We start from the raw sequence: 24479 nt of genomic DNA, 5'->3' as shown, positions 1-24479 counted from the left end.
GCTCGACACGACACACCCATGACACATGGCGAGGGAAAGGAACGAGAACGATGCGTGGAACGCCTGAGGTGGCCCGCGGGTGGGCCTGGCGACGGGCCGCCCAGCGGCGGGACGCCGGAATGAGCACCGCGGAGTACGCGATCGGCACGCTGGCCGCGGTGGGGCTGGCGACGATTCTGCTGGAGATCGTCACGGGGGGCGGGGTGCGGGGCGCCCTGCAGGAGCTGATCGAGGGGGCGCTCAGTGCGCCGATGTGACCGGAGCGGCGCGGGCCGCCGGGGCGGCCGGGGCGACGGCGGCTTCGTCACGGCGGAGAGCGCGCTGGCGGTGCCCGCGCTGCTGCTGCTCCTCGGCATGCTGCTGTGGGGCCTCGGCACGGTCGCCCTCCAGCTGCGCTGCGGCGACGCGGCCCGGGCCGGGGCCCGCGCCGCGGCCCGCGGCGAGCCGGCGGCGGAGGTCACCGCGGTGGCGCTGGCCGCCGCGCCCGGCGGCGCCGAGGTGCGCGTCGAGCGGGACGGCGGCCTGCACCGGATCCAGGTCACGGTGGGCGCGCCCGGCCCGGGGCCGCTCGCCCTCCCGGTCTCGGGGGAGGCGGTGGCGCATGCCGAGCCCGACTGACCCCCGCCGGCCGGCCGCGGGCGACCGGGGCTCAGGCACGGTGGTCGCGATCGGCTGCGGCGCCGTGCTGTGCCTGGTGTTCGGCGTGCTGCTGACCCTCGGTCAGGTGCTGGGGGCCCGGCAGCGCGCGGCGACCGCCGCCGACCTCGCGGCCCTGGCCGCCGCCGAGCTGGCCCTGTCCGGCGCCGAGGCGGCCTGCGCGCTGGCCGAGCGGGTGGCCGGCGAGCACGACGCCCGGCTGACCCGCTGTCAGCTGGTCGGCGAGATCGCCGATCTCACCGCCGAGGCCACCGCCGGCCCCTACCGGGCCGAGGCCAGGGCCCGGGCCGGGCCGCCGGGCTCCGAAGCCCTGGCCGCCCCGCCGGCGGCGCCCTCACCGGCCGCCGTCGGCCCCGCCGCGCTCGGCGCCGCGCAGCAGCTCGGTCAACAGCCGGACGGCGCCCCGCTTGTGCAGCGGCTCGTTCCCGTTGCCGCACTTGGGCGACTGGATGCAGGACGGGCAGCCGCTCCGGCACTCGCAGGCGGCGATCGCGTCCCTGGTCGCGGTCAGCCACCGCCGGGCGGTGTGGAAGGCGCGCTCGGCGAAGCCGGCGCCGCCCGGGTGGCCGTCGTGCACGAAGACCGTGGGCATCAGGGTGTCCGGGTGCAGCGCGGTGGAGACACCGCCGATGTCCCAGCGGTCGCACGTGGCGAACAGCGGCAGCATCCCGATCGCGGCATGCTCGGCCGCGTGCAGCGCCCCGGGGAGGATCTCCGGCGCGATCCGGGCGGCGTCCAACTGGTCGTCGGTCATCGTCCACCACACCGCGCGGGTGCGCAGCGTCCGCGGCGGCAGGTCGAGCCGGGTCTCGCCCAGCACCTCGCCACTGATCAGCCGGCGGCGCAGATAGGAGACCACCTGGTGGGTGACCTCGACCGAGCCGAAGCAGAGCCGCGCGTCACCCCAGGGCACCTCGGTGTCGGTCTCCAGCACCGCGAGCTCGGTCACCTCCCGGGCCGAGGTGCTCCAAGGCGGGTTCGCCTCCTCGACCAGCGCCACGGAGTCGGCCAGGTCGAGCTCCCTGACCACATAGGTGCGCCCCTGGTGCAGGTGGACGGCGCCGTCGTGCACGGTGCCGTGCGCGGCCGCCGCGTCGACCGTGCCGAGCAGCCGGCCGGTGTCCGCCTCCACCACCCGCACCGGGTCGCCGCCCGAGCCGCGGATGTCCACCAGGTCGGCCGGTCGCTCCCGGCGCGTCCAGTACCAGGACGAGCCGCGCCCGCGCAGCAGCGAGCGCTCGGCGAGCTTGGGCAGCAGCTCGCCCGCGGTCGGCCCGAACAGCGCCTCGTCGCCGGCGAAGTCAGCCTCGGTCAGCGGGAGTTCGGCCGCCGCGGCGCACAGGTGCGGGGCCAGCACATACGGGTTGCCCGGGTCGAGCACGGTGCTCTCCACCGGCTGCCGGAACAGCGCGTCCGGGTGGTGCACCAGATAGGTGTCCAGCGGGTCGTCGCGGGCCACGAGCACGGCGAGCGCCCCCTGCCGCTGCCGGCCGGCCCGGCCGGCCTGCTGCCAGAGCGACGCCCTGGTCCCCGGATAGCCGGCGAGCAGCACCGCGTCGAGCCCGGCCACGTCGACGCCGAGTTCGAGCGCCGTGGTGGCGGCCAGGCCGAGCAGCTCGCCGCCGTGCAGCGCCCGCTCGAGATCCCGGCGCTCCTCGGGGAGATAGCCGCCGCGGTAGGCCGCCACCCGGCCGGCCAGGGCCCGGTCGGTCTCCGCGAGCCGCTCCTGGGCGATCAGTGAGATCAGCTCGGCGCCGCGCCGGGAGCGCACGAAGGCGACGGTGCGCACCCCCTGGGCGGTGAGGTCGGTCAGCAGCTCGGCGGTCTCGGCGGTCGCCGTGCGGCGGACCGGCGCCCCGCGCTCGCCCAGCGCCTCGGTCAGCGGCGGCTCCCACAGGGCGAAGACCAACTCGCCGCGCGGCGAGGCGTCCTCGGTCACCTCCGCCACGCGCAACCCGGTCAGCCGGCCGGCGGCGGCCCCCGGCTCCGCGGTGGTCGCGGAGGCCAGCAGGAACACCGGCTCGGCACCGTAGTGCGCGCACAGCCGCCGCAGCCGGCGCAGCACCTGGGCCACGTGCGAGCCGAACACCCCCCGGTAGACGTGGCACTCGTCGACCACCACGTAGCGCAGCGCGCGCAGGAAGGAGGACCAGCGGCGGTGCCCGGGCAGCAGCCCGCGGTGCAGCATGTCCGGGTTGGTCAGCAGCACGTTCGCGTGCTCCCTGGCCCAGGCCCGCTCCTCGTGCGGGGTGTCCCCGTCGTAGACCGAGGGGCGCACGGCGGTGCCCAGCGGCGCGGCCAACCGGCGTATCGCGCGGAGCTGGTCGGCGGCCAGGGCCTTGGTCGGCGCCAGGTAGATCGCGGTCGCCTCCCGCCGCGGCCCCGGCGCCGCGCCGAGCAGCGCGTCGAGCACCGGCACCTGGTACGAGAGCGACTTGCCGGAGGCCGTGCCGGTGGCGATCACCACCGACTCGCCGCGCAGCGCGTGCTCGACGGCGCGGGCCTGGTGGGCCCAGGGCCGGTCGATGCCGGCCGCCGCCACGGCGGCGCGGACCTCGGGGCGTATCTCCGCCGGCCATTCGGCATGGCTGCCGGGACGGGCGGGCACGTGCTCCGTGTGAGTGATCCGCTCTGCCCGGTCCCGGTGGCCTCCCAGGCGGTCCAGGACAGCCCGCGGCGACGGCCGGCGGCCGTTGTTCTCGCCCGCTCGCGGCGGTGGGTGCACGGAGGACATCGCCGTCGAGTCTGTCACTGGTCTGACGGACAATGGCTGTAAGACGTCGTGCTGGGCAGGCGGTAAGTGGTTGAATGCCCTGGCGGCTGCCGATCCATGGGGGGCGACCGCTCGATAGCAAGGTGCTGGAGGATCCGTGGACCTGTCCCTGTCGACCCGAACCGTTGGCGACCGTACGGTCGTCGAGGTAGGCGGCGAGATTGACGTTTACACCGCGCCCAAGTTGCGCGAACAGCTGGTTGAGCTCGTCAACGACGGCAACCACCACCTCGTGGTGGACATGGAGCGCGTCGACTTCCTGGACTCCACCGGTCTCGGCGTGCTGGTCGGCGGGCTGAAGAGGGTTCGAGCCCAGGAGGGGTCGCTGCGCCTGGTGTGCAACCAGGAGCGCATCCTCAAGATCTTCCGGATCACGGGTCTGACCAAGGTGTTCCCCATCCACGAGTCCGTGGACGAGGCCATCGCGGCCACCGACTGAGGCGCCGTCGGCGCGCCGCCCCGCGCGGCCGCGCGCCCCGGCAGCGTAAAAATGATCAGGTGACCGCTCCGGGCCTCGGTGGTGCCGACGCGTTCGGCGTCCTCCGTGTCGCGGCCGGGGCGGTGTGTGCCCGCAGGATCGAGGGGGATGGTATGGCCACCGTGGAACTCCGCTTCAGCGCGTCCCCGGAGCACGTGCGCACCGCCCGGCTGGTGGCCGCGGCGGTGGCCCGCCGCGCCGGGGTGGACGAGTCGGTGCTCGACGAGCTGCGGCTCGCGGTCGGCGAGGCGTGCAGCCGCGCGGTGGGCCTGCACGCCCTGCACGGGCTGACCAGCCCGGTGCGGGTGGCGCTCACGGAGGGCGAGAAGTCGTTCTCCATCGAGGTCGGCGACGACGCGCCGAGCGCGGTGCCGGCCCCCAGGGACCAGACGGCGGCCGAGGCCGCCGAGGACACCGACGAGCTGGGCCTCGCCGTGATCAGCGGCCTGGTCGACGACGTCGAGGTGATCTCCGACGGGCACGGCGGCAAGATCCGCATGAGCTGGCCCACGGCCACCGCCGTCCTCCCCTGATTCGCCCCCCGAATTCGATCTTCGAGAGTGTTCCTCGAATTCGATCTTCTTTTGGATCTCCTTTTCGATCTTAATTCTCCGTGCCCGGCGAAGATCCTTCTTCGCCGGGCACGTTGATTCACGGTAATTCCCCTTCCCGGCCCCTGTCTTGATGTCCAACGCCTCTCTACACTCCGGCCACGTCTGTCTGTTCTCGGATCACGGCTGAGCGTCAAGGAGGACGAATGGCACATCCATATCTCCCGCAGGCAGCCGGGGCGGTCGAGGCCGCCGAGCTCACGAGCGGGAACCGGGGCCTGGTCGTCGTGGTCGCGGTGGTCGCCCTCGCCGCGCTCGGCGTGGCCCTGGCCCTGGTGCGGCAGGTCCTCGCCGCCGGCGACGGCACCGAGTCCATGCGGCGGATCGCCGCCGCGGTCCAGGAGGGCGCGAACGCCTATCTCGCCCGTCAGCTGCGCACCCTCGCCTTCTTCGCCGTCGCCGTGGTCTTTCTGTTGTTGGCGCTGCCCGCCGACGACTGGGGACAGCGCGCCGGCCGTTCCGTGTTCTTCGTGATCGGCGCGGTCTTTTCCGCGGCGACCGGATATCTCGGAATGTGGCTGGCGGTGCGCAGTAATGTCAGGGTGGCGGCGGCGGCGCGTGAGGCGGGCCGGGAAACCGCGATGCGCATCGCCTTCCGCACCGGCGGCGTCGTCGGCATGTGCACCGTCGGCCTCGGCCTGCTCGGCGCCTGCTGCGTGGTCCTGGTGTACGCGGCCGACGCGCCCCGCGTCCTGGAGGGGTTCGGGCTCGGCGCCGCGCTGATCGCGATGTTCATGCGCGTCGGCGGCGGCATCTTCACCAAGGCCGCCGACGTGGGCGCCGACCTGGTGGGCAAGGTGGAGCAGGGCATCCCCGAGGACGACCCGCGCAACGCCGCGACCATCGCGGACAACGTCGGCGACAACGTGGGCGACTGCGCCGGCATGGCGGCCGACCTCTTCGAGTCCTACGCGGTCACCCTCGTCGCCGCCCTCATCCTGGGCACCGTCGCGTTCGGCGACGCCGGCCTCGCGTTCCCGCTGCTGGTGCCCGGCATCGGCGTGCTCACGGCGATGGCCGGCATCTTCCTGGTCGCCCCCCGGCGCGGCGACCGCAGCGGCATGACCGCGATCAACCGTGGCTTCTTCGTCTCCGCCGGCATCTCGCTGGTGCTGGTGGCCGTCGCCGCCTTCGCCTACCTCCCCGCGAGCTTCGCCGACCTCGACGGCGTCGACGACCCCGCGATCCTCGCCCACGACGCCGACCCGCGGCTCTTCGCGCTGGCCGCCGTCGCCATCGGCATCGTGCTCGCCGTGCTGATCCAGCAGCTCACCGGCTACTTCACCGAGCCGAGCCGCCGCCCCGTGCGCGACATCGGTAAGACCTCGCGCACCGGCCCGGCCACGGTCGTGCTCTCCGGCTTCTCGCTCGGCCTGGAGTCCGCCGTCTACACCGCGCTGCTGGTCGCGCTCAGCGTCTACGCGGCGTTCGCGCTGGCCGGCGGCACCATCATGCTGGCGCTGTTCGCCGTGGCGCTCGCCGGCACCGGGCTGCTGACCACCGTGGGCGTGATCGTCGCCATGGACACCTTCGGCCCGGTCGCCGACAACGCGCAGGGCATCGCCGAGATGTCCGGTGACGTGACGGGCGAGGGCGCGCGGGTGCTCACCGAGCTGGACGCGGTCGGCAACACCACCAAGGCCGTCACCAAGGGCATCGCCATCGCCACCGCCGTGCTGGCGGCGGCCGCCCTGTTCGGCTCCTACCGGGACGCCATCGCCGAGGCCACCGGCGACGTGGGCCTCAGCGCGGCCGAGGTGCTTGGCGAGACCGGCCTCAGCCTCGACATATCCCAGCCCAACAACCTCGTCGGCCTGGTCGTCGGCGCGGCCGTGGTCTTCCTCTTCGCCGGCCTCGCGGTCAACGCGGTCTCCCGGTCCGCCGGTTCCGTGGTCTACGAGGTGCGGCGGCAGTTCCGCGAGCACCCGGGGATCATGGACTACACGGAGAAGCCGGAGTACGGCAAGGTCGTCGACATCTGCACCCGCGACTCGCTGCGCGAGCTCGCCACCCCCGGGCTGCTGGCCGTCCTCGCCCCGATCGCGGTCGGCTTCGGCCTCGGCGTCGGCGCGCTCGGCTCGTTCCTGGCCGGCGCGATCGGCGCCGGCGTCCTGATGGCCGTCCTGCTGGCCAACGCGGGCGGCGCCTGGGACAACGCCAAGAAGCTGGTCGAGGACGGGCACCACGGCGGCAAGGGCAGCGAGGCGCACGCGGCGACCGTCATCGGCGACACCGTCGGCGACCCGTTCAAGGACACCGCGGGCCCGGCCATCAACCCGCTGCTGAAGGTCATGAACCTGGTGGCGTTGCTGATCGCGCCGGCGGTCATCACCCTTTCCTACGGCGACGACGCCAGTGCGCCGGTCCGCGCCGCCCTGGCCCTGGCCGCGCTGCTGGTCATCGCCGGCGCCGTGCACGTCTCGCGCCGCCGCGGCATCGCCGTCGAGGACACCCCGTCCCCGGCGCCGCTCCCGGCCGCCGAGGGCAGCTGAAGTCGCCCGCCCGGCCGGCCACTTGGCCGGCCGTGGCAGGCTGAACCGCATGACCCGGGACGAACTGCTGACGCTGCTCGCCTCGCTCCGCCGGGCCCAGGTGGCCGGCCGCCGGGCGCCCCACAAGCCGCTGTTCCTGCTGTGGCTGGTGGGGCGCTTCGTGGCGCGGGGCAGCACGGCGGTCTCCTACGCCGAGGCGGAGGAGCCCGTGAGCCGGATGATCAACGACTTCGGCCCCGCGGTCAGCGACCGGGGGCGCGCCAGGCGGCGGGCGGCGATGCCGTTCGTCCACCTGGAGCGCGAACTCTGGGACCTCAGGGACGCCACCGGCACCCCGCTCGACGCGCGCGTCCCCGACCAGAGCGGCTGGTTGCACCGGCAGGGCGCGCACGGCCGGCTGCGGCCCGAGGTGGAGGCGCTGCTCGCCACGCCCGGCATGCCGGCCAGGGCCGTGCGGCTGCTGCTCGACCAGCACTTCACGCCCGCGCTCGAACCGGCCGTCTGCGCCGCCGCCGGCCTCGACCTGACCGAGCTCGAGGACGCGGCGCTGCGGCTGGTCGTCGACGGCGACCCAGCCGGCCGCCGGCGGCCCGTCAGGCGGGCCGGCTTCGCCGAGGAGGTGCTGCGGACGTACGCCTACGCCTGCGCCATGTGCGGCTTCGACGGGGCGCTCGGCCGCGACCCGGTGGGGCTCGAGGCCGCGCACATCCGCTGGCACAGCCAGGAAGGACCGGACGAGCTGCCCAACGCGCTGGCGCTCTGTTCGCTTCATCACACGCTCTTCGACCTCGGCGTGCTCGGTCTGACGACGGAGCGGCGGATCCGGGTCTCCGCGCTGTACGTGGCCCGCGGCCGGGCCGGTCTCGCCGTAGCGGACCTGGACGGCGAGCCGTTGACCGTGCCACGCCGCGCCGAGGAGGCGCCGGCGGCGCACTTCGTGGAGTGGCATGACACACAGGTGTTCAAGCATGGCCGAGCGCTCGCCGGGAGCGCCGAACGCTAGTGCAAATGGCTATATTCCGGGTAAACCGCTCCGGCCGTCACTCGGACGAGGGAAGCCCCTGCGTGTAAGTTCGCGCCCAGCGCCACCCGTGGCACGAAGGGACGAGGAACGGTGATGAAGAAGCTCGCGCTGGCACTCTCGAGTGGTGCGGCCCTGATGCTCACGCTGTCCGCGTGTGGAGACGACAGCGCCGCGCAGACCGACGAGTGGGCGAAGAACGTCTGCGACCAGGTGCAGCCCCAGGTGGCACAGATCCAGGCGGCCAACGCGGCCATCACGGACGCCAGCGCGGGCGACCGCTCACCGGCCGAGGTCCAGGAGGCCGACTCCGCGGCGTTCCAGGACATCGCCGAGGCCTACGCCTCCCTCGCCGACGCCGTCGAGGCGGCCGGCGACCCGCCGGTGGACGAGGGCGCCCAGCTGCGCGAGGACGCGGTCTCGGAACTGCGCGCGATCTCCGACTCCTACGCCGAGCTCCAGCAGACCGTCGAGGGGCTCGACACCTCCGACCAGGCCGCGTTCGCCGAGGGCCTGCAGGGCGTCGCCGGCCAGCTCCAGGAGCTGGGGCAGAGCGGCGACCAGGCGCTCAACGAGCTCCAGTCCGGCGAGCTCGGCGAGGCCATGGCCCGTCAGGAGGGTTGCCAGGGCCCGGCCGAGGCGCCGAGCGACGACTCGGCCGAGGCCGACGCCGAGGGCGGGTCCGAGGACGGCGCCGAGTCCGAGGGCGACGCCGAGTCCGAGGAGAACGCCGACGCCGGCGAGGAGACCGAGAACCAGAGCGCCGAGGGCGACGACGCCGACCAGCCGAGCGGCACCGAGCTCGAGGGCGCCAACGGCTGACCCGGTCCTTCCGACCACCCGTGCGGACCGGCCCACCCGGGCCGGTCCGCACAATGGTGCCCGTGACCCACACCGGACTCCCCGCCCCAGGGCCGGGCACCGCACCGCTGCGCGAGGCCCTGCTCGCGGCCTCGTTCACCCCCGGCGGCCTCCCCGAACTCCTCGGCGCCGCCGCCCATGCCGCCCTCGCCCGCGGTGAGACCGTCCCCGCGCGGCGCGCCGTCCGCGGGGACGCGGGCCCGCTCGCCACCCTCGTCCGGCTCTTCCTGCTCCAGGACGCCGTCCCCCGGGGCGCCGCCCACGCCGCACTGCCCGGGCCCGCGCTGGACGCGGCGCTCGCCGACGGCTGGCTGGCGCCCGACGGCGACGAGCTGCGCGCGACCGTCGACGTGCGCCCCTACGCGGGGCCCGAGGGCCAGGAGTGGTGGGTCGTCTCCGACCTCGGCTGCGCCGTGGGCGGCGCCGCCGGCGCGGCCGGCCGCCGCCCCGACGTCGTCCTGGGCGTCGGCGGCGCCTCCGCGACCCTCGCCGCGCTCACCGTCCGCCGGCCCGTCGGCCGCGCCCTCGACCTCGGCACCGGCAGCGGCGTCCAGGCCCTGCACGCCGCCCAGCACGCCGAGCACGTCACCGCCACCGACGTGAACCCGCGCGCACTGCGGATGGCCGCGGCGACCCTCGCCCTCTCCGGCGCGCCGGCGCCGGCCCTGCACGAGGGCTCGCTCTTCGAACCGGTCGCCGACCAACCCGGGTTCGACCTCGTCGTCTCCAACCCGCCCTTCGTCATTGCCCCCTCGAACGGCGGCCAGACGCTCACCTACCGCGAGGGCGGCCTGGGCGGCGACGAGCTCTGCCGCCGCCTGGTCCAGGGCTCCGCCGCGCACCTCGCCGAGGGCGGCTGGTGCCAGCTGCTCGCCAACTGGCAGCACGTCACCGGCGAGGACTGGCGGGAGCGGGTCGCCGCCTGGGTGCCGCCCGGCTGCGACGCGTGGATCGTGCAGCGCGAGCGGCAGGACGTCACCGAGTACGCCGAGCTGTGGCTGCGCGACGCCGGCGCCCACCGCGGCGACCCCGCCGGCTACGCCACGGCGTACGACGCCTGGCTCGACGAGTTCGCCGCCCGCCGCACCGAGGCCGTCGGCTTCGGCTGGATCACCCTGCGCCACACCGGCACCACCGACCCCACCATCACCGTCGAGGACTGGCCACACAGCGTCGAACAGCCGCTCGGCCCGCTGGTGCCGGCCCACTTCGAACGGCAGGAGTTCCTGCGCGCCCACGACGACGCGGCGTTGCTCAGGCACCGCTACCTGCTCGCCGACGGCATCGTCCAGGAACAGCTCGGCAGCCCGGGCGCCGAGGACCCGGAACACGTCGTCCTGCGCCAGCGCCACGGCATGTTGCGGGCCCGGGCCATGGACACCGTCAGCGCCGGGTTCGCCGGCGGCTGTGACGGAACACTCGTGGCCGGCGCGATCGTGGACGCCATCGCCCACCTGCTCGGGGAGGACCCCGTCACCCTCCGTGCCGGTGCGGCCGGTTGGCTGCGCCCCCTCGTTGAGCAGGGGTTTCTCGTGCCGCAGGGCGAGCGCGTCGGCTGAGCGGCGACCGCCACGGTCCCGCGTTGGTGACGGTGCGTGAGCGTCGAAGCCGGGTTCGCGCGACCCGGTGGGTGTCTCCGGGCGGCGGGAATGGCTGATCTCGGGTTACCGTTCGAGATGCGTTGCGGGGTTTTCCCGTTTGACACGAAGCGGGGATGTACCGTCACACTCCGCACCGTCAGTACTTTCCCCGGGCAGGAGAGAAGAGCGAGAGTTGTCCCCGACCAGCGAGACCGCGAACGGCGGACGCCGACTTGTGATCGTCGAGTCGCCCGCCAAGGCGAAGACGATCAAGGGTTACCTCGGTCCCGGATATGTGGTCGAGGCGAGCGTCGGGCACATCCGCGACCTGCCGAGCGGCGCCGCCGAGGTGCCGGCCAAGTACAAGAGTGAGCCCTGGGCCCGCCTCGGGGTGAACGTCGACGAGGACTTCGAGCCGCTCTACGTCGTCAACAGCGACAAGAAGGACCAGGTCAGGAAGCTCAAGGAGCTGCTGGCCGACTCCGACGAGCTCTACCTCGCCACGGACGAGGACCGCGAGGGCGAGGCCATCGCCTGGCACCTCAAGGAGGTGCTCAAGCCCAAGGTCCCGGTGCGCCGCATGGTCTTCCACGAGATCACCAGGGACGCCATCCGGCAGGCGGTGAACAACCCGCGCGAGCTCAACCAGCTCCTCGTCGAGGCCCAGGAGACCCGCCGCATCCTCGACCGCCTCTACGGCTACGAGGTCTCGCCGGTCCTGTGGAAGAAGGTCATGCCGCGGCTCTCGGCCGGCCGCGTGCAGTCCGTCGCCACCCGCCTCGTGGTCGAACGGGAGCGCGAGCGGATCGCGTTCCGCTCCGCCGAGTACTGGGACCTCACCGGCACCTTCGCCACCGTGCCCGGGGGCGAGACGTTCGACGCCCGGCTCGCCGCGCTCGACGGCCGCCGGGTGGCCCAGGGCCGCGACTTCGGCCCCGACGGGCAGCTGCGCCACCCCGACCAGGTCCAGGCGTTGAGCGAGGAGAGCGCGAGCGCCCTGGCGCGCGCGCTGGCGGACACCACCTTCGCCGTGCGCTCCGTCGAGTCCAAGCCCTACCGCCGTTCGCCCTACGCGCCGTTCCGCACCACCACGCTCCAGCAGGAGGCGTCGCGCAAGCTCGGCATGGGTGCCAAGTCCGCCATGCAGGTCGCGCAGCGGCTCTACGAGAACGGCTTCATCACCTACATGCGGACGGACTCCACCACGCTGTCCGACACCGCCGTCGCCGCCGCCCGCGCCCAGGTCACCCAGCTCTACGGCGCCGACTACCTGCCCGACCGGCCGCGCGTCTACGCGAGCAAGGTGAAGAACGCGCAGGAGGCGCACGAGGCGATCCGCCCCTCCGGCGACCGCTTCCGCACCCCGGCCGAGACCGGCCTGACCGGCGACCAGTACCGGCTCTACGAGCTGATCTGGAAGCGCACCGTCGCCTCCCAGATGAAGGACGCCGTCGGCCAGTCGGTCGCCGTGCGCGTCGGCGGCACCAGCGCCGACGGGCGGGACTGCGAGTTCAGCGCGACCGGCAAGGTGATCACCTTCCACGGCTTCCTCAAGGCGTACGTGGAGAGCGTGGACGACCCGGGCGCCGACGTCGACGACCGCGAGCGCCGGCTGCCGCGGGTCGCCGAGGGCGACCCGCTCACCGCCCGCGCCATCAGCCCGGACGGCCACGCCACCAAGCCCCCCGCGCGCTACACCGAGGCCACCCTGGTGAAGGAGCTGGAGGAGCGCGAGATCGGCCGGCCCTCCACCTACGCCTCCATCATCGGCACCATCCTCGACCGGCACTACGTGTTCAAGAAGGGCACCGCGCTGGTCCCCTCCTTCCTCTCCTTCGCCGTCGTCAACCTGCTCGAACGCCACTTCGGCCGGCTGGTCGACTACGACTTCACGGCCAAGATGGAGGACGACCTCGACCGCATCGCCACCGGCGACGCGGAGGCCGTGCCGTGGCTGCGCCGCTTCTACTTCGGCGAGAACGGCCAGGCCGGCGCGGCCGCCGGCGCGGCGGCCGACGCGGGCAACGGGGACGGCGACCACCTCGGCGGCCTCAAGGAACTGGTCACCGACCTCGGCGCGATCGACGCCCGCGAGATCTCCTCCTTCCCGGTGGGCGAGGGCATCGTGCTGCGGGTCGGCCGCTACGGCCCCTACGTCGAGGCGCCGCCCGCGCCCGACGCCGAACCGGGCGAGCCCGGCAAGCGGGCCGACGTGCCCGAGGATCTGCCGCCCGACGAGCTGACCGTGGACCTCGCCAAGGAGCTGCTGGCCAAGCCGAGCGGCGACTTCGAGCTGGGCATCGACCCCGACAGCGGTCACCCGATCGTGGCGCGCGACGGCCGGTACGGCCCGTACGTCACCGAGGTGCTGCCCGAGGACACCCCCAGGACCGGCAAGAACGCCGTCAAGCCGCGCACCGCCTCGCTGTTGAAGTCCATGTCGATCGACACCGTGACGCTGGAGGACGCGCTGCGGCTGCTGTCGCTGCCGCGGGTGGTCGGCGTGGACCCCGAGTCGGGCGCGGAGATCACGGCGCAGAACGGCCGCTACGGCCCCTACCTGAAGAAGGGGACCGACTCGCGCTCGCTGGCGACCGAGGAGCAGATGTTCACGGTCACGCTGGAGGAGGCGCTGGCCATCTACGCGCAGCCCAAGCAGCGCGGCCGGGCCGCGGCCAAGCCGCCGCTGAAGGAGCTGGGCGAGGACCCGGTGACGGGCCGTCCCGTGGTGGTGAAGGACGGGCGGTTCGGCCCATACGTCACCGACGGGGAGACCAACGCGACGCTGCGCCGGGACGACGACCCGGAGACCATCACGGCCGAGCGCGGCTACGAGCTGTTGGCCGAGAAGCGGGCGAAGGGTCCGGCGAAGAAGACGACCAAGAAGGCGGCGAAGAAGGCCCCGGCGAAGAAGACGGCGGCCAAGAAGGCCACCGCCAAGACGGCCGCGAAGAAGACGGCGGCCGGCGCGAAGAAGACCACCTCCGCGAAGAAGACGGCGGCCAGGAAGAACTCCACGGCCACGGACTGAGGCGCCTGACCCTCCCGCCCGTAAAGGGGCGCCGGACAGTCGCGTCCTGCGGTTCCGCCGCGTGGGCGCGGGCAGCCGCGACGGCCCGCACGTGATCGACGGCCTGTCGCGGCCCTTCCGGCGGAGCGCCGCGGCTCCGCCGCGTGTTCGCACGATCAGCCGCGAGGGGCCCGCATGTGACCGACGGCCCGTCGCGGCTTTCATGCGGAGCGCCCAGGCGCGTAACGCGGTTCGCACGCGCCCCCGTTGCCCGGGCGGATGTTCGGGCGGGTGCGCTGGCTGTCACTGGCGAGCGTTACTCTGGCCGAATGACGCGAGCAGAGCAACCACAGGTTGTCGACCCCACCTGCGGCGCCACCGACGAGGCACTCGCCGCCGATTCGCGTGACCGCGCCAGACACGCCCTGCTGCAGGTGCCCGCGCTGCGCCGCCTTTGGGACGCCCAGATCAGCGGCGCCACCGGCGACGCGCTCGCGCTGCTCGTCCTGCTCCTGCTCAGCGTGCAGGCCGCCCTGCACCTCCCGGCGGACGGCGGCGAGCCGCTGTTCGGCGGCGAGTACCGGGGAGTGGCGCTGGCCGTCACGGTCGCGCTCGCCGTCCGCCTGGTCGCCACCGGCCTGGCCGGAATCCTGCTGCTCGGGCCGATCGCCGGGCTGCTCTCCCCGGCCGGGCCGCTCGACCGGCGGTGGACCATGGTCGCGATCGACGGCGTCCGCGCGGCGCTGCTGATCGTCGCGCCGCTCTGGATCGACTGGACGCCGGACAGCGCCTACGCCTACCTGCTCGGCACCGTGTTCCTGCTGGGCATCGGCGAGAGCCTGTGGACCACCGCGCGGGACGGGGTCGCCCCCGCGCTGCTGCCCCCGCCGCCCCCCGAGGGCGCGGCGATCCGCCCGCTGCCCGACCACCGCGAGGCGCTGCGCCGGCTCTGGCTGCGCGGCGGGTATCTCGCGCTGCCGGCCGCGGCCGTCGCGCTGGTCGCCGCCTCGCTGGCGAGCAACCTGCTGGCCACCGGGCTCGACTGGTTCGACACCCACCAGGCCGCGCTCGCCTCCTATGTGGCCGCCGGCTTCTTCGCGGCCGCCGTCTCCGTGCTCGCCACGCTCGACCTGCCGGCGGCCGACCCGCGCCGCCCGGTCTCCCCCCTGGAGGGCCTGCGCCGGCCGGCCGCCGGCACCGAGCCGTTCAAGGGCCGCACCGGCGCCATCCCGGTGCTGGTGCTCGGCTGCGCCTCGGTCGCGGCGGCCATCGCGGCGGCCGTGGCGCTCGGCGTGCTGCGCGCCGGGGACCTCGGCGGCGGCCCCGTCACCTTCGGGCTGCTGGTGCTCGGCCTCACCGGGGGCGTGGCCGCCGGCGTGCGCCTGGCGCCGGTGACCGTCCCCGCGCTCTCCCGCCGCCGCCTCTTCGCGCTGGCCCTGGCGCTCACCGGGCTCGGCCTGTTCGGCGTGGGCATGATCTCCGACCCGTCGACGGTGCTGTTCACGGCGCTCGCCACCGGCGTCGTCGCGGGCATCGCCGCGCACAGCGGGCACGTGCTGCTCGACCAGGAGACCGAGGAGTTCCGGCGCCCCGAGCTCACCCGCCACCTGCACGCGGTGGTGCGGCTCGCCATCGCCCTGGCCGCCGTCGCCGCCCCGCTGGCGGCCGCGCTGATCGGCCCGCACCGCGTCGAGCGCGGCGACTTCGTCATCCAGCACGGCGGTGCCGCCTTCACCCTGATGATCGTCGGCGCCCTGCTGCTGCCGGTCGCCGCCGTCGTGCTCGGCCGCACCGACGACCGGCGCGGCGTCCCGCTCCGCCGCGACCTGGCGGACGCCGTCCGGCGCAATGTCGAGCCCCCCTCGGGCCAGGCCGCCACCGGCTTCTTCATCGCCGTCGAGGGCGGCGACGGGGCGGGCAAGACCACCCAGGTCGACAAGCTCGCCGAGTGGATCAGGGGCAAGGGCCACGAGGTCGTCGTCACCCGGGAGCCGGGCGCCACCCCGATCGGCCAGCGGCTGCGCTCCATCCTGCTCGACGTCTCCTCCGGCGGCCTCTCCCACCAGGCCGAGGCCCTGCTCTACGCGGCCGACCGGGCCGAGCACGTCGCCACCGTCATCCGGCCCGCGCTGGAGCGCGGCGCGGTGGTGATCACCGACCGCTATGTCGACTCCTCCGTCGCCTACCAGGGCGCCGGCCGCGACCTGTCGCCCACCGAGGTCGCCCGCATCTCGCGCTGGGCCACCGGCGGCCTGGTCCCGCACCTGACGGTGCTGCTCGACGTCTCCCCCGAGACGGCGCGGGAGCGCTTCACCGAGGCGCCCGACCGCCTGGAGTCCGAGCCGAGCGAGTTCCACCAGCGGGTGCGCGCCGGCTTCCTGGCGCTCGCCGCCGCCGACCCGGCGCGCTACCTGGTGGTGGACGCCGGCCAGGACCCGGAGTCCGTCACCACCGCCGCCCGGCACCGGCTCGACCAGATGCTGCCGCTCTCCGAGGCCGAGGTGCGCGCCCGCGAGGAGGCGCGCCGCAAGGCCGAGGAGGAGGCCCGCAGGCGCGCCGAGGAGGAGCGCCAGCGCAAGGAGGAGGAAGAGCGCCGGGAGCGCGAGCGGCAGGAGGAGCTCGCCAGGCTGCGCGCCGAGGAGGAGGAGCGCAAGCGGCGCGAGGAGGAGGCCCGCCGGCTGGCCGAGGAGGCCCGGCGTGCCGAGGAGCTCAGGCTCCGCGCCGAGGACGCCCGTCGGCGTGCCGAGGAGGAGCGGCGCCGGGCCGAGGAGGAGGCCCGCAGGCGCGCCGAGGAGGAGCGCAGGCTCCGCGAGGAGGAGGAGCGCCGCCGCCGGGCGGCCGAGGAGGAGGCGCGGCTGCGCGCCGAGGCCGAGGCACGGCGGATCGAGAAGCAGCGGAAGGCCGAGGAGGCGCTGCTCGCCGAGGAGGCGCGGCGCGCCGCCGCGGAGCAGGCCGCGCGGGAGGCCAGGCGTGACGCCCCCGGCGAGGTCTCGGACAACGCCGAGACGGTCCAGCTCCCCAAGCCCCCGGCGCACCGCCCCGTCACCCCCGACGAGGAGGACACGGCGGTCATCCCGCGCCCCGAGGCGCCGCGGCCGCCGGCCCACCGCCCCGGCGAGCGGGACGACTCGGTGGACGAGACGCGGCCGCTGCCGCAGCTCGACCCCGACCAGCCGCGGCCCAGGCCCCAGTGGGCCGAGGAGACGCCGCTCGACGACCTGCCCACGCTGGCCGACGAGCTGCTCGGCCCGCACCGGGGCGAGGGCGACGAGGGCGAGGACGACGACCGCCGGCGCCGCTAGGCCGCCTCGCGAGCCTTCCTCAGGCCTCGTCGAGCGGCCCGCCGCCCCGGCAGCCGGCGCTGCCGAGCGTCAGCTCGCCGTCGGGCGTCTCCAGGCGTAGCGCGTTGATGGTCAGCGCGCCGTCCGCCCCGGCGAGCTGCTCGTTGAGCACCACCCGGCCGAGTCCGTCCGGCAGGTGCACGACGGTGTCGGGCGCCGGAGCCTGGTCGAACGTCAGGGGGTCGTGGCCCGGCAGGGTCAGGCCGGCGTCCGTGAGGGACACGAGGCCGGTCGTGGCCTGGCCAGGGCCCGCCGAGCAGTCCGCGCTGACCGGCCCGCTGGTCAACGTGCCCTCCCCCAGGTCGAGGGTCAGCGCCTCGACGCCGGCCCTGGCGGCGGTCTGGCCCGTGGTGTCGTCGCCCGTGACACTGGCCGTCGCGGCGAGCGCGGTGCCCGAGGGCCCACCCTCGGAGGCGGCCGCGCCGACCTCGACCGAGTCCACGGTGACCCGCAGCGGGCCCTCGGGGTAGTGGGCGTGCGCCTCGGCGACGTCGACCCCGCCGAGGGTGGAGGACAGGCCGAGCGCCGAACTCGACCCGGGCGCGACGGTGTCGGCCGGCGCGGCCGAGGCGGTGGTGGCGTCGGTGGCGGCGGCGAGTGCCCCGCCGACCAGCAGCAGTGTGACGGCCGTCGCCAACCACGCCCCCGCGGCCGGCCCGCCAAATGACATGCGCATCATGCGGAGAACATCACATACGCCCGCTCGTTCGGCGTGAATTCCTCCGAACGGCGGCGCTGTCGGTGCCGTGCCGCACAATGGTCGTCGTCGGTCGTAGCGGTTGTCGTAGCGGTTACCGGCGGTGGAGAGGAGCGTGGGCATGGCGGTCTGGGACGACCTGGTCGGTCAGGAGCGGGTCGCGGCGCAGCTCGCCGCCGCCGCGCGGGACGCGGACGCGTTCGTCACCGCCGTCGAGCGCGGCGAGCAGCCCGAGCTCTCCGGCTCCGCCATGACCCACGCCTGGCTGTTCACCGGCCCGCCCGGCGCCGGCCGGGCCGCCGCGGCCCGCGCGTTCGCCGCCGCGCTCCAGTGTGTCAGCCCGGACCGCGCGCTCGGCGGCCAGCCGGGGTGCGGCTTCTGCGACGGCTGTCACACCGCCCTGATCGGCACCCACGCCGACGTCGAGGCCATCCGCACCGACCTGCTCACCATCGGCGTCAAGGAGACCAGGGAGCTGGTCCGCCGCGCCCAGCTCTCGCCCGCCTCCGGGCGCTGGCAGGTCATCGTCCTGGAGGACGCCGACCGGCTCACCGAGGGCGCGGGCAACGTGCTGCTGAAGGCCGTCGAGGAGCCGGCGCCGCGCACCGTCTGGCTGCTGTGCGCGCCCTCCATCGAGGACGTGCTGCCCACCATCCGCTCCCGTTGCCGCCAGCTCTCGCTCCGCACCCCGCCCGTCGGGGCCGTCGCCGACCTGCTGATCCGGCGGGACGGTGTGGAGCCCGAGGTGGCGCACGCCGCCGCCCAGGCCACCCAGGGCCACGTCGACCGCGCCCGTCGGCTCGCCGTCGACGAGCGGGCCAGGGCCCGCCGGCTCGCCGTCCTGCGGCTCCCCGAGCGCGTCGGGGACGTGGGCGGCTGCCTGCGCGCCGCCCAGGAGCTGGTCGACGCCGCCGCGGAGGACGCCAAGCAGCTCGCCGAGGAGCTGGACGAGAAGGAGACCGAGGAGCTGCGCGCCGCCCTCGGCGCCGCCGAGGGCAAGCGGCTGCCGCGCGGCACCGCGGGCGCGATGAAGGAGCTCGAGGACCGCCAGAAGCGCCGCGCCACCCGCACCCAGCGGGACGCGCTCGACCTGGCCCTCACCGACCTCACCGCCTTCTACCGGGACGTGCTCGCCCGCCAGTTCGGCTCGGCCGTGGCCCTGTCCGGCGGCGAGAGCGCGGCCGCCGTCGAGCGGGTCGCCGCGGCCTCCCGCCCCGAGCAGACGCTCCGCCGGATGGAGGCCATCCTCGAGTGCCGTACCGCCCTCGACCGGAACGTGGCGCCCCTGCTCGCCGTCGAGGCGATGACCATGGCCCTGCGCTGAGCGGATACGCTCCTGGGGCAGGCCGCACCACGGACAACGGGGGAATGATGCGCGCACCACGCAAAACCGCCCTGACGCTCTGCGTCGCCACCGCCCTTCTGGCCACCGCCTGTACCTCCAGGGGCGGTCCGCCCCTGGAGTCCGACGACGGCTCGTCCGAGGCCACCGGAACCGTCGAGCCGCCGCCCGACGCCCCACCCCTCGAACCGCTGCCCGCGGAGATCCCGGCCGAGCTCCAGCCGTACTACGAGCAGGAGTTGAGCTGGTCCGACTGCGGCGGCGGATACGAGTGCGGCACCCTCACCGTCCCCCTCGACTACGCGAACCCGGGCGGCGGCGACATCGACCTGCGCGTCACCCGCTCCGCGGCCACCAACCCCGACCAGCGGATCGGCGCCCTCCTCATGAACCCGGGCGGCCCCGGCGCCTCCGCGGTCGACTTCACCCAGAGCTCCGCCGAGTACATCTTCCCGTCCGAGGTGCTCGCCCGCTACGACATGGCCGCCATCGACCCGCGCGGCACCGGCGGCAGCCAGCCCGTCGAGTGCCTCGACGGCCCCGCGATGGACGAGTACACGCTCACCGACCGCACCCCGGACGACGAGGCCGAGGAAGAGCAACTCCTCGCCGCCTTCGACGAGTTCGCCACCGCCTGCGCGGAGAACTCCGGCGAGGACCTGCTCTCCCACATCTCCACCATCGAGACCGCCCGCGACATGGACGTGTTCCGGGCCGTCCTCGGCGACGACCAGCTGCACTACCTCGGCTTCTCCTACGGCACCAAGCTCGGCGCCGTCTACGCCGGCCTCTACCCGCAGAACGTCGGCCGCCTCGTCCTCGACGCGGCCGTCGACCCGCGCCTGCCCACGCTCTACACCGACCGCGAGCAGTCCGGCGGCTTCGAGACCGCGTTCCGTTCCTTCGCCGAGGACTGCACCTCCTCCTTCCCCGACTGCCCGCTGGGCTCCGAGGGCGCGGACGACGCGTCCAACCGCCTGAGCGCCTTCTTCGAGCAGGTCGACGCGGAGCCGCTGCCCACCGGCGAGGACCGCCAGCTCACCGAGTCCCTGGCCACCACCGGCGTGGCCAACGCGCTGTACGCCGAGTTCCTCTGGCCCGACCTCCGGCAGGCCCTCTCCGCCGCCATCAACGACGGCGACGGCGCCGGGCTGCTGTCCCTCGCCGACGACTACAACGAGCGCGGCCCCGACGGCTCCTACGGCAGCTCCAACTTCGCCTTCCCCGCCATCAGCTGCCTCGACAGCCCGGCGGGCAACGCGGACGTCGCCGAACTCGAGACCACCATCGGCTCCTTCGAGGACGCCTCACCCACCTTCGGCCGCGACTTCGCCTGGGCCACCCTGCTCTGCGCCGCCTGGCCGGTCGAACCCACCGGCGAACCCGTGAGCATCGCCGCCGAAGGCGCCGCCGACATCCTGGTCGTCGGCACCCTCCGCGACCCCGCCACCCCCTACGCCTGGGCCGAGGGCCTGGCCGACCAGCTCTCCTCCGGCATCCTCCTCAGCTACGACGGCGACGGCCACGGCGCCTACGGCGGCAACAGCCCGTGCGTCGACTCCGCCGTCAACCGCTACCTCCTGGAGAACATCAGCCCGGAGGACGGAACCACCTGTTCGTGACTGGGATCATGTACCCATGCCGTGCATCCGCTTCCGCACCGCCATATCGGCGAGATCCATGGGGGACCCCCTGCCCCCGGAGGTCACCGAGCATGAGCTCGACACCCACCTGACCAGCTGCTTAGACTGCCGCCGCTGGTCCAAACACCTCCGCGCCCTGCGCGAGGCGACCGACGACCTCCTCCGCAGAAGGCGTTCGGGCGCACCCCCCAAACCTGTGTAGACTAACCAGCGCTGTACCCCCAACGGGGGCCCGCAGCGCCCCGCCGCCTTAGCTCAGTCGGCCAGAGCGACGCACTCGTAATGCGTAGGTCGAGGGTTCGATTCCCTCAGGCGGCTCCGCCAAGATCCCAGGTCAACGACGTTACTGTCGGGGGCCTGGGATTTTTCCGTAGCAGTAGCGCCCCACAGGGCCTGTCCCATGCGCCGCGCGGCCTCCTCGGTGAGCGGCGTCGCGATGTGCGTGTAGCGGGGCGTGACGCGGAGATCGGAGTGCCCGAGGATCTCCATCACGATGCGTGCGAGCAGGAAGCCGAAGAGCGTGCACAGCGCCGTGTGCGACATGGCGAGGCGACCGAAGCGCCACAGGGCGTAGATCGCCGCGCCCACCAGGACGACGGCGGAGATCGAGAGGAACATGGATCACCTCCGTTCAGACCAGGACGATGAGAACGGCCGCGCCGCAGACGGCGGCGGCGAGCGACAGACGCTGCGGCGAGGACGTGGCCCAGAGCACCGACAGCGCGAGCAGCCGCACGGGCAGCACCGCGAGCCGGAAGGCGAACGAGACGTCTTGGGACGTGGCGGACCAGGGTCGGGTGTAGTGCTCCGCCGGTCGCACCGAGACCGCGCTCAGTTCGATGGCCGCCGGCGGCTTCAACCGGAAGCGGCGGCCCTTGTGCTTCGTCGGTACCAAGTGGGTCGTCTCTATCGTCATGACGCGTGCACCGCCTCTCGGAAGTAGAAGTTGGACCGGTTGAACTGGCGACCCTGGTCGCGTCGCCTGCCGCTCAGCCGCTGAATCCAGCGGAGTCGGCGGCGGCACTTCCGGCAGAGCGCCCCCCGGCCGCTGATCAGCGCTCCGCAGGCGCACGTGCCGAGAGCTTCAGGCTGTACTCGATGGGCGTTCCTCCTGTTGCGTCGCATCGGACCTCCTCTCCTGACAGGAGCTGAGACCCGGCCTGGCGCCGCACGACCCACACTTGAACATGTACAGCATGTTCAAGTTCTGAGCCTCGCGGTGGTGCCTGTGCCTGTCAAGTGGGGTTTCTCAGCTCACCGTTGACGGTGGACGTGTGCAGACAACTCCGCACGACAATGAGCATCCGATGAGAGGATGGGACGTGATCACCACATGACTGGACGTGTGCAAGACGTCTCCTGAAGGGAGGACGTCCCGGGTCGTCCCGGATGGGGATACATGGCGAACGAGAGATTACGAGCGACGCTGCTGCAACGCGGCGTGCAGCCGACCGAGTTGGCAGAGGCGGTCGAAGTCGACCCGAAGTCGGTCGAGCGCTGGATCAACGGCCGCACGCCGTACCGGAGACACCGATACGCCGTGGCGAACTTCCTCAACGTCGAGGAGGCGTACCTGTGGCCCGACGCGCTCCCGCGTCAGCAGGTCGTGAGCGCCTCCGAGAGCGAGATCGTGACCGTCTTCCCACACCGGTGGGCCGTGCCACGCGAGGCGTGGGGCAGGCTCTTCCAGACGGCGCGAGAGGAGATCGGCGTACTCGTCTACAGCGGTCTCTTCCTGGCGGAGGATGCCGGAGTGCTGCGCACGTTCGCCGAGAAGGCGAAGAACGGCGTGCGGGTGCGGATTCTCCTGGGGGACCCGGACAGCGAACATGTCGCCAACCGAGGTGCTGACGAGGGGATCGACGAGGCCATGGCGGCCAAGATCCGTAACGTCATCGTGCTCTACCGGCGGACTGTGGGCCACGTCGAGGGAATCGAGATCAGACTCCACGACACGGTCCTGTACAACTCGATGTACCTGGCCGACGACGAGATTCTCGTCAACACGCATGTCTACGGATTCGGTGCCTCGCACGCTCCCGTTCTGCACCTACGACAGATTCCGGGCGGAGAGATGGTGCACACCTACCAGGAAAGCTTTGAACGAGTCTGGGCACACGCTAAGCCGTTGCCCTGAGGAACCATGATGGCAACACGAATCGACTACTACGACGACCCCGAGGCGCCACCGGCGAACAGCCTGGTCCCCTCGGCCAACGTGGTCGTACTGAACGAGCACGACGAAATCCTGATGATCAAGCGCACCGACAACGGGAACTGGGCACTTCCCGGCGGAGCTTTGGACCTCGGGGAATCACTGCCCCAGTGCGCTGTGCGAGAGGTCGCGGAAGAGACCGGGATCGACTGTGAGATCACTGGGCTTGTCGGAATCTACACCGACCCCAGGCATGTGATCCTGTACACCAGCGATGGCGAGTGCAGGCAGGAGTTTTCCGTCGTCTTCAAGGCGCGCGCGGTACGCGGAGAACCCACCCCGAGCGACGAGTCACGAGAAGTCGTCTGGATGCGTCCTGCGAATGTCGCGGATCTCCAGATGGACAGGTCCATGCGCTCGCGTATCGACGACTACCTGAACTCGCCGGATCAGCCTCACTTGGGTTGATCCTCAAGCTTCTTCAGCACGGACTGAGATGCGGCGATCAGATGAGGCGTGGCGCGCTGTATGGAGCGGGTGACGATGTCGCCGGGGCCGTAGCGCCCAAAGATCTCGTTGATTCGCTCCTCGACGGTGGTCACTTCACCGTCGGGGGTTGTCGTCGTGTCGCAGTAGGTCAACGCCTCGACGAGTGATGGATCTTCGAGCTGGAACTCTGCGGATAGCTCTCGATCGAGGGACCGTTCTTCCGCCTCGATGATCGCGCAAGTGTGGTGAGCCACCAGGTTGCAGATTCGAGGGTCCGCGTGCTCGACGTCCCGTAGATAACGAGCTCCGTCCAGGGGATGAAACCCCGTGCTGACAATGAGCGGTGAATAACCGATGTCGTGCAACAGCGCGGCGCACTGGAGCAGTTCGGCGTTCTCTCCCATGATCGGGGCGAGGCGCTCGGCCTGAGCGCCTACGCCCTGCGAGTGAGCCCAACGACGGGGGAGCGGGTCCGCCAACAGCCTGCATGCGAGATCACGAGCCCATGCGACATCCATGCCCCGAGGCTAGCGCCTGCGGACGAACCAACCCTTGCCGTGCACAGGTTCAACAAGTCCAGCAGAAGCCAGATCAGCCAGGGCCTGGCGCGCGGTACCGCGTGAGACCCCGTACCGGGCGGAGAGGCCGGCCTCGCTCGGCAACGCCTCGCCCGGGGCGAGTTCGCCGCACTCGATCGCGGAGCGGATCTCCGAGGCGATCCGCCGGAACTGCGGCAACCGGGGGCCCGGGGCCCCCTTGCCCCGCTTCTGGTCGGCTCGGACGACCCTGCCGCGCCCAGGGAGCGACTCGATGAGCCCCTCAGCTTCCAGCAGCGCCAGGGCGCGGCGCAGGGTGTTGCGCGCGACTCGGAATTCGTCCGAGAGCCTCACCTCGGAGGGAAGCAGCTCCCCGGACGGGAGCGCCCCGGTCTCGATGCGCTCCCGCAGGACGTTCGCAATCTGGGCGTAGGCTCCCCATGCCGTCGAACGTGGACTCACTCTGTCCTCTCGGTCTGCGCGGGGCGTCGAGCCATCATGTCCGGTCCGCACGCCGTGTCGCCAGTCCCGTGATGTCTGACCAGCGGAAGGAACTTCACGCTGCGGATCGTCCACTCGACTTTCGTCTCACGGCAGGAAATCGAGAAGGCGAACGGCGAACCGTCGCGAAGTGTCCGCAGCGCGTTGCGCTGTCCGAAGACCAACCATTCGAGCACCTCCTCCGCGTCCTGCTCCGTGAGCACGGACATCAGGGTGCGCAGTGAAACCCGTACCCAGCTCAATGCCTGCGCAGGGCTGTGTGCTTCGAGCGTGGCGACTCGACGAACACCGA

20 protein-coding genes, 1 tRNA gene and 1 pseudogene are annotated in these 24479 nt (G+C 73.1%); 16 read left to right on the top strand and 6 right to left on the bottom strand.

Annotated elements, in window-relative coordinates; genetic code table 11:
• Nucleotides 1-50 precede the first annotated feature (50 nt).
• From RNC47_RS06235 to RNC47_RS06225, 3 genes and pseudogenes are all read left to right on the top strand, one after another.
• Nucleotides 51-257, top strand: a complete 207-nt coding sequence (locus RNC47_RS06235; RefSeq protein ID WP_311596253.1) for a DUF4244 domain-containing protein — start codon at nucleotides 51-53, stop codon at nucleotides 255-257.
• The gene (locus tag RNC47_RS06230) at nucleotides 244-618 is read left to right on the top strand and encodes a TadE family type IV pilus minor pilin (protein WP_311596251.1); all 375 of its coding nucleotides are present in this window, start codon (nucleotides 244-246) and stop codon (nucleotides 616-618) included. Before RNC47_RS06235 ends, RNC47_RS06230 begins: the two co-directional genes overlap by 14 nt.
• Nucleotides 602-892: pseudogene (locus RNC47_RS06225) on the top strand (Rv3654c family TadE-like protein); the annotation flags it as partial. The gene RNC47_RS06230 and the pseudogene RNC47_RS06225, both read left to right, overlap by 17 nt.
• A 99-nt stretch (nucleotides 893-991) precedes the next feature.
• Here the strand turns inward: RNC47_RS06225 and RNC47_RS06220 are convergent.
• Complete coding sequence (locus RNC47_RS06220) at nucleotides 992-3391, bottom strand: DEAD/DEAH box helicase (protein ID WP_311596249.1); 2400 nt, start codon at nucleotides 3389-3391, stop codon at nucleotides 992-994.
• Between the two features lie 136 nt (nucleotides 3392-3527).
• On the opposite strand from RNC47_RS06220, the gene RNC47_RS06215 reads away from it, so the two are divergent.
• The 8 genes from RNC47_RS06215 to tmk all read left to right on the top strand — a co-directional run bounded on the left by RNC47_RS06215 (nucleotide 3528) and on the right by tmk (nucleotide 16785).
• Nucleotides 3528-3869: an STAS domain-containing protein gene (locus tag RNC47_RS06215; RefSeq protein WP_052847650.1), complete on the top strand. Its 342-nt coding sequence runs from the start codon at nucleotides 3528-3530 to the stop codon at nucleotides 3867-3869.
• A 152-nt stretch (nucleotides 3870-4021) separates the two neighbouring features.
• Complete coding sequence (locus tag RNC47_RS06210; protein WP_311596657.1) at nucleotides 4022-4441, top strand: ATP-binding protein; 420 nt, start codon at nucleotides 4022-4024, stop codon at nucleotides 4439-4441.
• 224 nt (nucleotides 4442-4665) lie between these two features.
• Nucleotides 4666-7011, top strand: a complete 2346-nt coding sequence (locus RNC47_RS06205; protein WP_311596244.1) for a sodium-translocating pyrophosphatase — start codon at nucleotides 4666-4668, stop codon at nucleotides 7009-7011.
• 49 nt (nucleotides 7012-7060) lie between these two features.
• Nucleotides 7061-8014: a phosphorothioated DNA-binding restriction endonuclease gene (locus tag RNC47_RS06200; protein ID WP_311596241.1), complete on the top strand. Its 954-nt coding sequence runs from the start codon at nucleotides 7061-7063 to the stop codon at nucleotides 8012-8014.
• A gap of 114 nt (nucleotides 8015-8128) precedes the next feature.
• On the top strand, nucleotides 8129-8854 hold the full coding sequence (locus tag RNC47_RS06195) for a small secreted protein (protein ID WP_311596239.1): 726 nt from the start codon (nucleotides 8129-8131) through the stop codon (nucleotides 8852-8854).
• A gap of 53 nt (nucleotides 8855-8907) precedes the next feature.
• Entirely contained in the window at nucleotides 8908-10452 is a 1545-nt protein-coding gene (locus RNC47_RS06190) for a class I SAM-dependent methyltransferase (protein ID WP_311596237.1), read from the top strand.
• A 214-nt stretch (nucleotides 10453-10666) separates the two neighbouring features.
• On the top strand, nucleotides 10667-13504 hold the full coding sequence (topA, locus tag RNC47_RS06185; protein ID WP_311596234.1) for a type I DNA topoisomerase: 2838 nt from the start codon (nucleotides 10667-10669) through the stop codon (nucleotides 13502-13504).
• A gap of 308 nt (nucleotides 13505-13812) precedes the next feature.
• A complete protein-coding gene (gene tmk, locus RNC47_RS06180) occupies nucleotides 13813-16785 on the top strand; it encodes a dTMP kinase (protein ID WP_311596233.1) in 2973 nt (990 codons plus the stop codon).
• Nucleotides 16786-16804: 19 nt separating this feature from the next.
• Here tmk and RNC47_RS06175 read toward each other — a convergent pair whose 3' ends face one another.
• A complete protein-coding gene (locus tag RNC47_RS06175) occupies nucleotides 16805-17494 on the bottom strand; it encodes a choice-of-anchor P family protein (protein ID WP_311596231.1) in 690 nt (229 codons plus the stop codon).
• 148 nt (nucleotides 17495-17642) lie between these two features.
• On the opposite strand from RNC47_RS06175, the gene RNC47_RS06170 reads away from it, so the two are divergent.
• The 3 genes from RNC47_RS06170 (at nucleotide 17643) to RNC47_RS06160 (ending at nucleotide 20824) form a co-directional block, all read left to right on the top strand.
• Nucleotides 17643-18845 (top strand): DNA polymerase III subunit delta', encoded by a 1203-nt coding sequence (locus RNC47_RS06170; RefSeq protein WP_311596229.1) that lies wholly within the window; start codon nucleotides 17643-17645, stop codon nucleotides 18843-18845.
• A 44-nt stretch (nucleotides 18846-18889) separates the two neighbouring features.
• The gene (locus RNC47_RS06165) at nucleotides 18890-20485 is read left to right on the top strand and encodes an alpha/beta hydrolase (protein ID WP_311596228.1); all 1596 of its coding nucleotides are present in this window, start codon (nucleotides 18890-18892) and stop codon (nucleotides 20483-20485) included.
• Between the two features lie 265 nt (nucleotides 20486-20750).
• A tRNA-Thr gene (locus RNC47_RS06160) sits at nucleotides 20751-20824 on the top strand.
• Nucleotides 20825-21137: 313 nt separating this feature from the next.
• Here the strand turns inward: RNC47_RS06160 and RNC47_RS06155 are convergent.
• A complete protein-coding gene (locus tag RNC47_RS06155; RefSeq protein ID WP_311596226.1) occupies nucleotides 21138-21422 on the bottom strand; it encodes a hypothetical protein in 285 nt (94 codons plus the stop codon).
• Nucleotides 21423-21905: 483 nt separating this feature from the next.
• Here RNC47_RS06155 and RNC47_RS06150 point away from each other — a divergent pair, with 483 nt between their 5' ends.
• Both RNC47_RS06150 and RNC47_RS06145 read left to right on the top strand, forming a co-directional pair.
• The gene (locus RNC47_RS06150) at nucleotides 21906-22643 is read left to right on the top strand and encodes a DUF5919 domain-containing protein (protein WP_311596224.1); all 738 of its coding nucleotides are present in this window, start codon (nucleotides 21906-21908) and stop codon (nucleotides 22641-22643) included.
• Nucleotides 22644-22652: 9 nt separating this feature from the next.
• Nucleotides 22653-23129 carry an NUDIX hydrolase gene (locus RNC47_RS06145; protein WP_311596222.1) on the top strand — a complete coding sequence of 159 codons (477 nt, stop codon included), beginning with the start codon at nucleotides 22653-22655 and terminating at the stop codon, nucleotides 23127-23129.
• Here the strand turns inward: RNC47_RS06145 and RNC47_RS06140 are convergent.
• The 3 genes from RNC47_RS06140 to RNC47_RS06130 are packed head-to-tail and all read right to left on the bottom strand — an operon-like array spanning nucleotide 23117 to nucleotide 24390.
• Complete coding sequence (locus RNC47_RS06140) at nucleotides 23117-23668, bottom strand: HD domain-containing protein (RefSeq protein ID WP_311596220.1); 552 nt, start codon at nucleotides 23666-23668, stop codon at nucleotides 23117-23119. The genes RNC47_RS06145 and RNC47_RS06140 overlap by 13 nt on opposite strands.
• 9 nt (nucleotides 23669-23677) lie before the next feature.
• Entirely contained in the window at nucleotides 23678-24148 is a 471-nt protein-coding gene (locus RNC47_RS06135; protein WP_311596218.1) for a GntR family transcriptional regulator, read from the bottom strand.
• Nucleotides 24145-24390 carry a hypothetical protein gene (locus RNC47_RS06130; RefSeq protein ID WP_311596216.1) on the bottom strand — a complete coding sequence of 82 codons (246 nt, stop codon included), beginning with the start codon at nucleotides 24388-24390 and terminating at the stop codon, nucleotides 24145-24147. Before RNC47_RS06130 ends, RNC47_RS06135 begins: the two co-directional genes overlap by 4 nt.
• Nucleotides 24391-24479 lie beyond the last annotated feature (89 nt).

The sequence above is a fragment of the Streptomyces millisiae genome, assembly GCF_031845425.1.
Classification (GTDB): domain Bacteria; phylum Actinomycetota; class Actinomycetes; order Streptomycetales; family Streptomycetaceae; genus Streptomyces; species Streptomyces millisiae.
The sequence above is the reverse complement of the archived record's forward strand: the minus strand, read 5'-3'. Positions and strand labels throughout refer to the sequence as shown.

What these genes read in the sequence shown, in the direction of transcription:
- RNC47_RS06205 (WP_311596244.1), top strand. Translation starts at nt 4,666, where the DNA reads ATGGCACATCCATATCTCCCGCAGGCAGCCGGGGCGGTCGAGGCCGCC.
- RNC47_RS06235 (WP_311596253.1), top strand. Translation starts at nt 51, where the DNA reads ATGCGTGGAACGCCTGAGGTGGCCCGCGGGTGGGCCTGGCGACGGGCC.
- RNC47_RS06155 (WP_311596226.1), bottom strand. Translation starts at nt 21,422, where the DNA reads ATGACGATAGAGACGACCCACTTGGTACCGACGAAGCACAAGGGCCGC.
- RNC47_RS06190 (WP_311596237.1), top strand. Translation starts at nt 8,908, where the DNA reads ATGGTGCCCGTGACCCACACCGGACTCCCCGCCCCAGGGCCGGGCACC.
- tmk (WP_311596233.1), top strand. Translation starts at nt 13,813, where the DNA reads ATGACGCGAGCAGAGCAACCACAGGTTGTCGACCCCACCTGCGGCGCC.
- RNC47_RS06170 (WP_311596229.1), top strand. Translation starts at nt 17,643, where the DNA reads ATGGCGGTCTGGGACGACCTGGTCGGTCAGGAGCGGGTCGCGGCGCAG.
- RNC47_RS06220 (WP_311596249.1), bottom strand. Translation starts at nt 3,391, where the DNA reads ATGTCCTCCGTGCACCCACCGCCGCGAGCGGGCGAGAACAACGGCCGC.
- RNC47_RS06175 (WP_311596231.1), bottom strand. Translation starts at nt 17,494, where the DNA reads ATGTCATTTGGCGGGCCGGCCGCGGGGGCGTGGTTGGCGACGGCCGTC.
- RNC47_RS06140 (WP_311596220.1), bottom strand. Translation starts at nt 23,668, where the DNA reads ATGGATGTCGCATGGGCTCGTGATCTCGCATGCAGGCTGTTGGCGGAC.
- RNC47_RS06145 (WP_311596222.1), top strand. Translation starts at nt 22,653, where the DNA reads ATGGCAACACGAATCGACTACTACGACGACCCCGAGGCGCCACCGGCG.
- RNC47_RS06150 (WP_311596224.1), top strand. Translation starts at nt 21,906, where the DNA reads ATGGCGAACGAGAGATTACGAGCGACGCTGCTGCAACGCGGCGTGCAG.
- RNC47_RS06165 (WP_311596228.1), top strand. Translation starts at nt 18,890, where the DNA reads ATGATGCGCGCACCACGCAAAACCGCCCTGACGCTCTGCGTCGCCACC.
- RNC47_RS06195 (WP_311596239.1), top strand. Translation starts at nt 8,129, where the DNA reads ATGAAGAAGCTCGCGCTGGCACTCTCGAGTGGTGCGGCCCTGATGCTC.
- RNC47_RS06200 (WP_311596241.1), top strand. Translation starts at nt 7,061, where the DNA reads ATGACCCGGGACGAACTGCTGACGCTGCTCGCCTCGCTCCGCCGGGCC.
- RNC47_RS06210 (WP_311596657.1), top strand. Translation starts at nt 4,022, where the DNA reads ATGGCCACCGTGGAACTCCGCTTCAGCGCGTCCCCGGAGCACGTGCGC.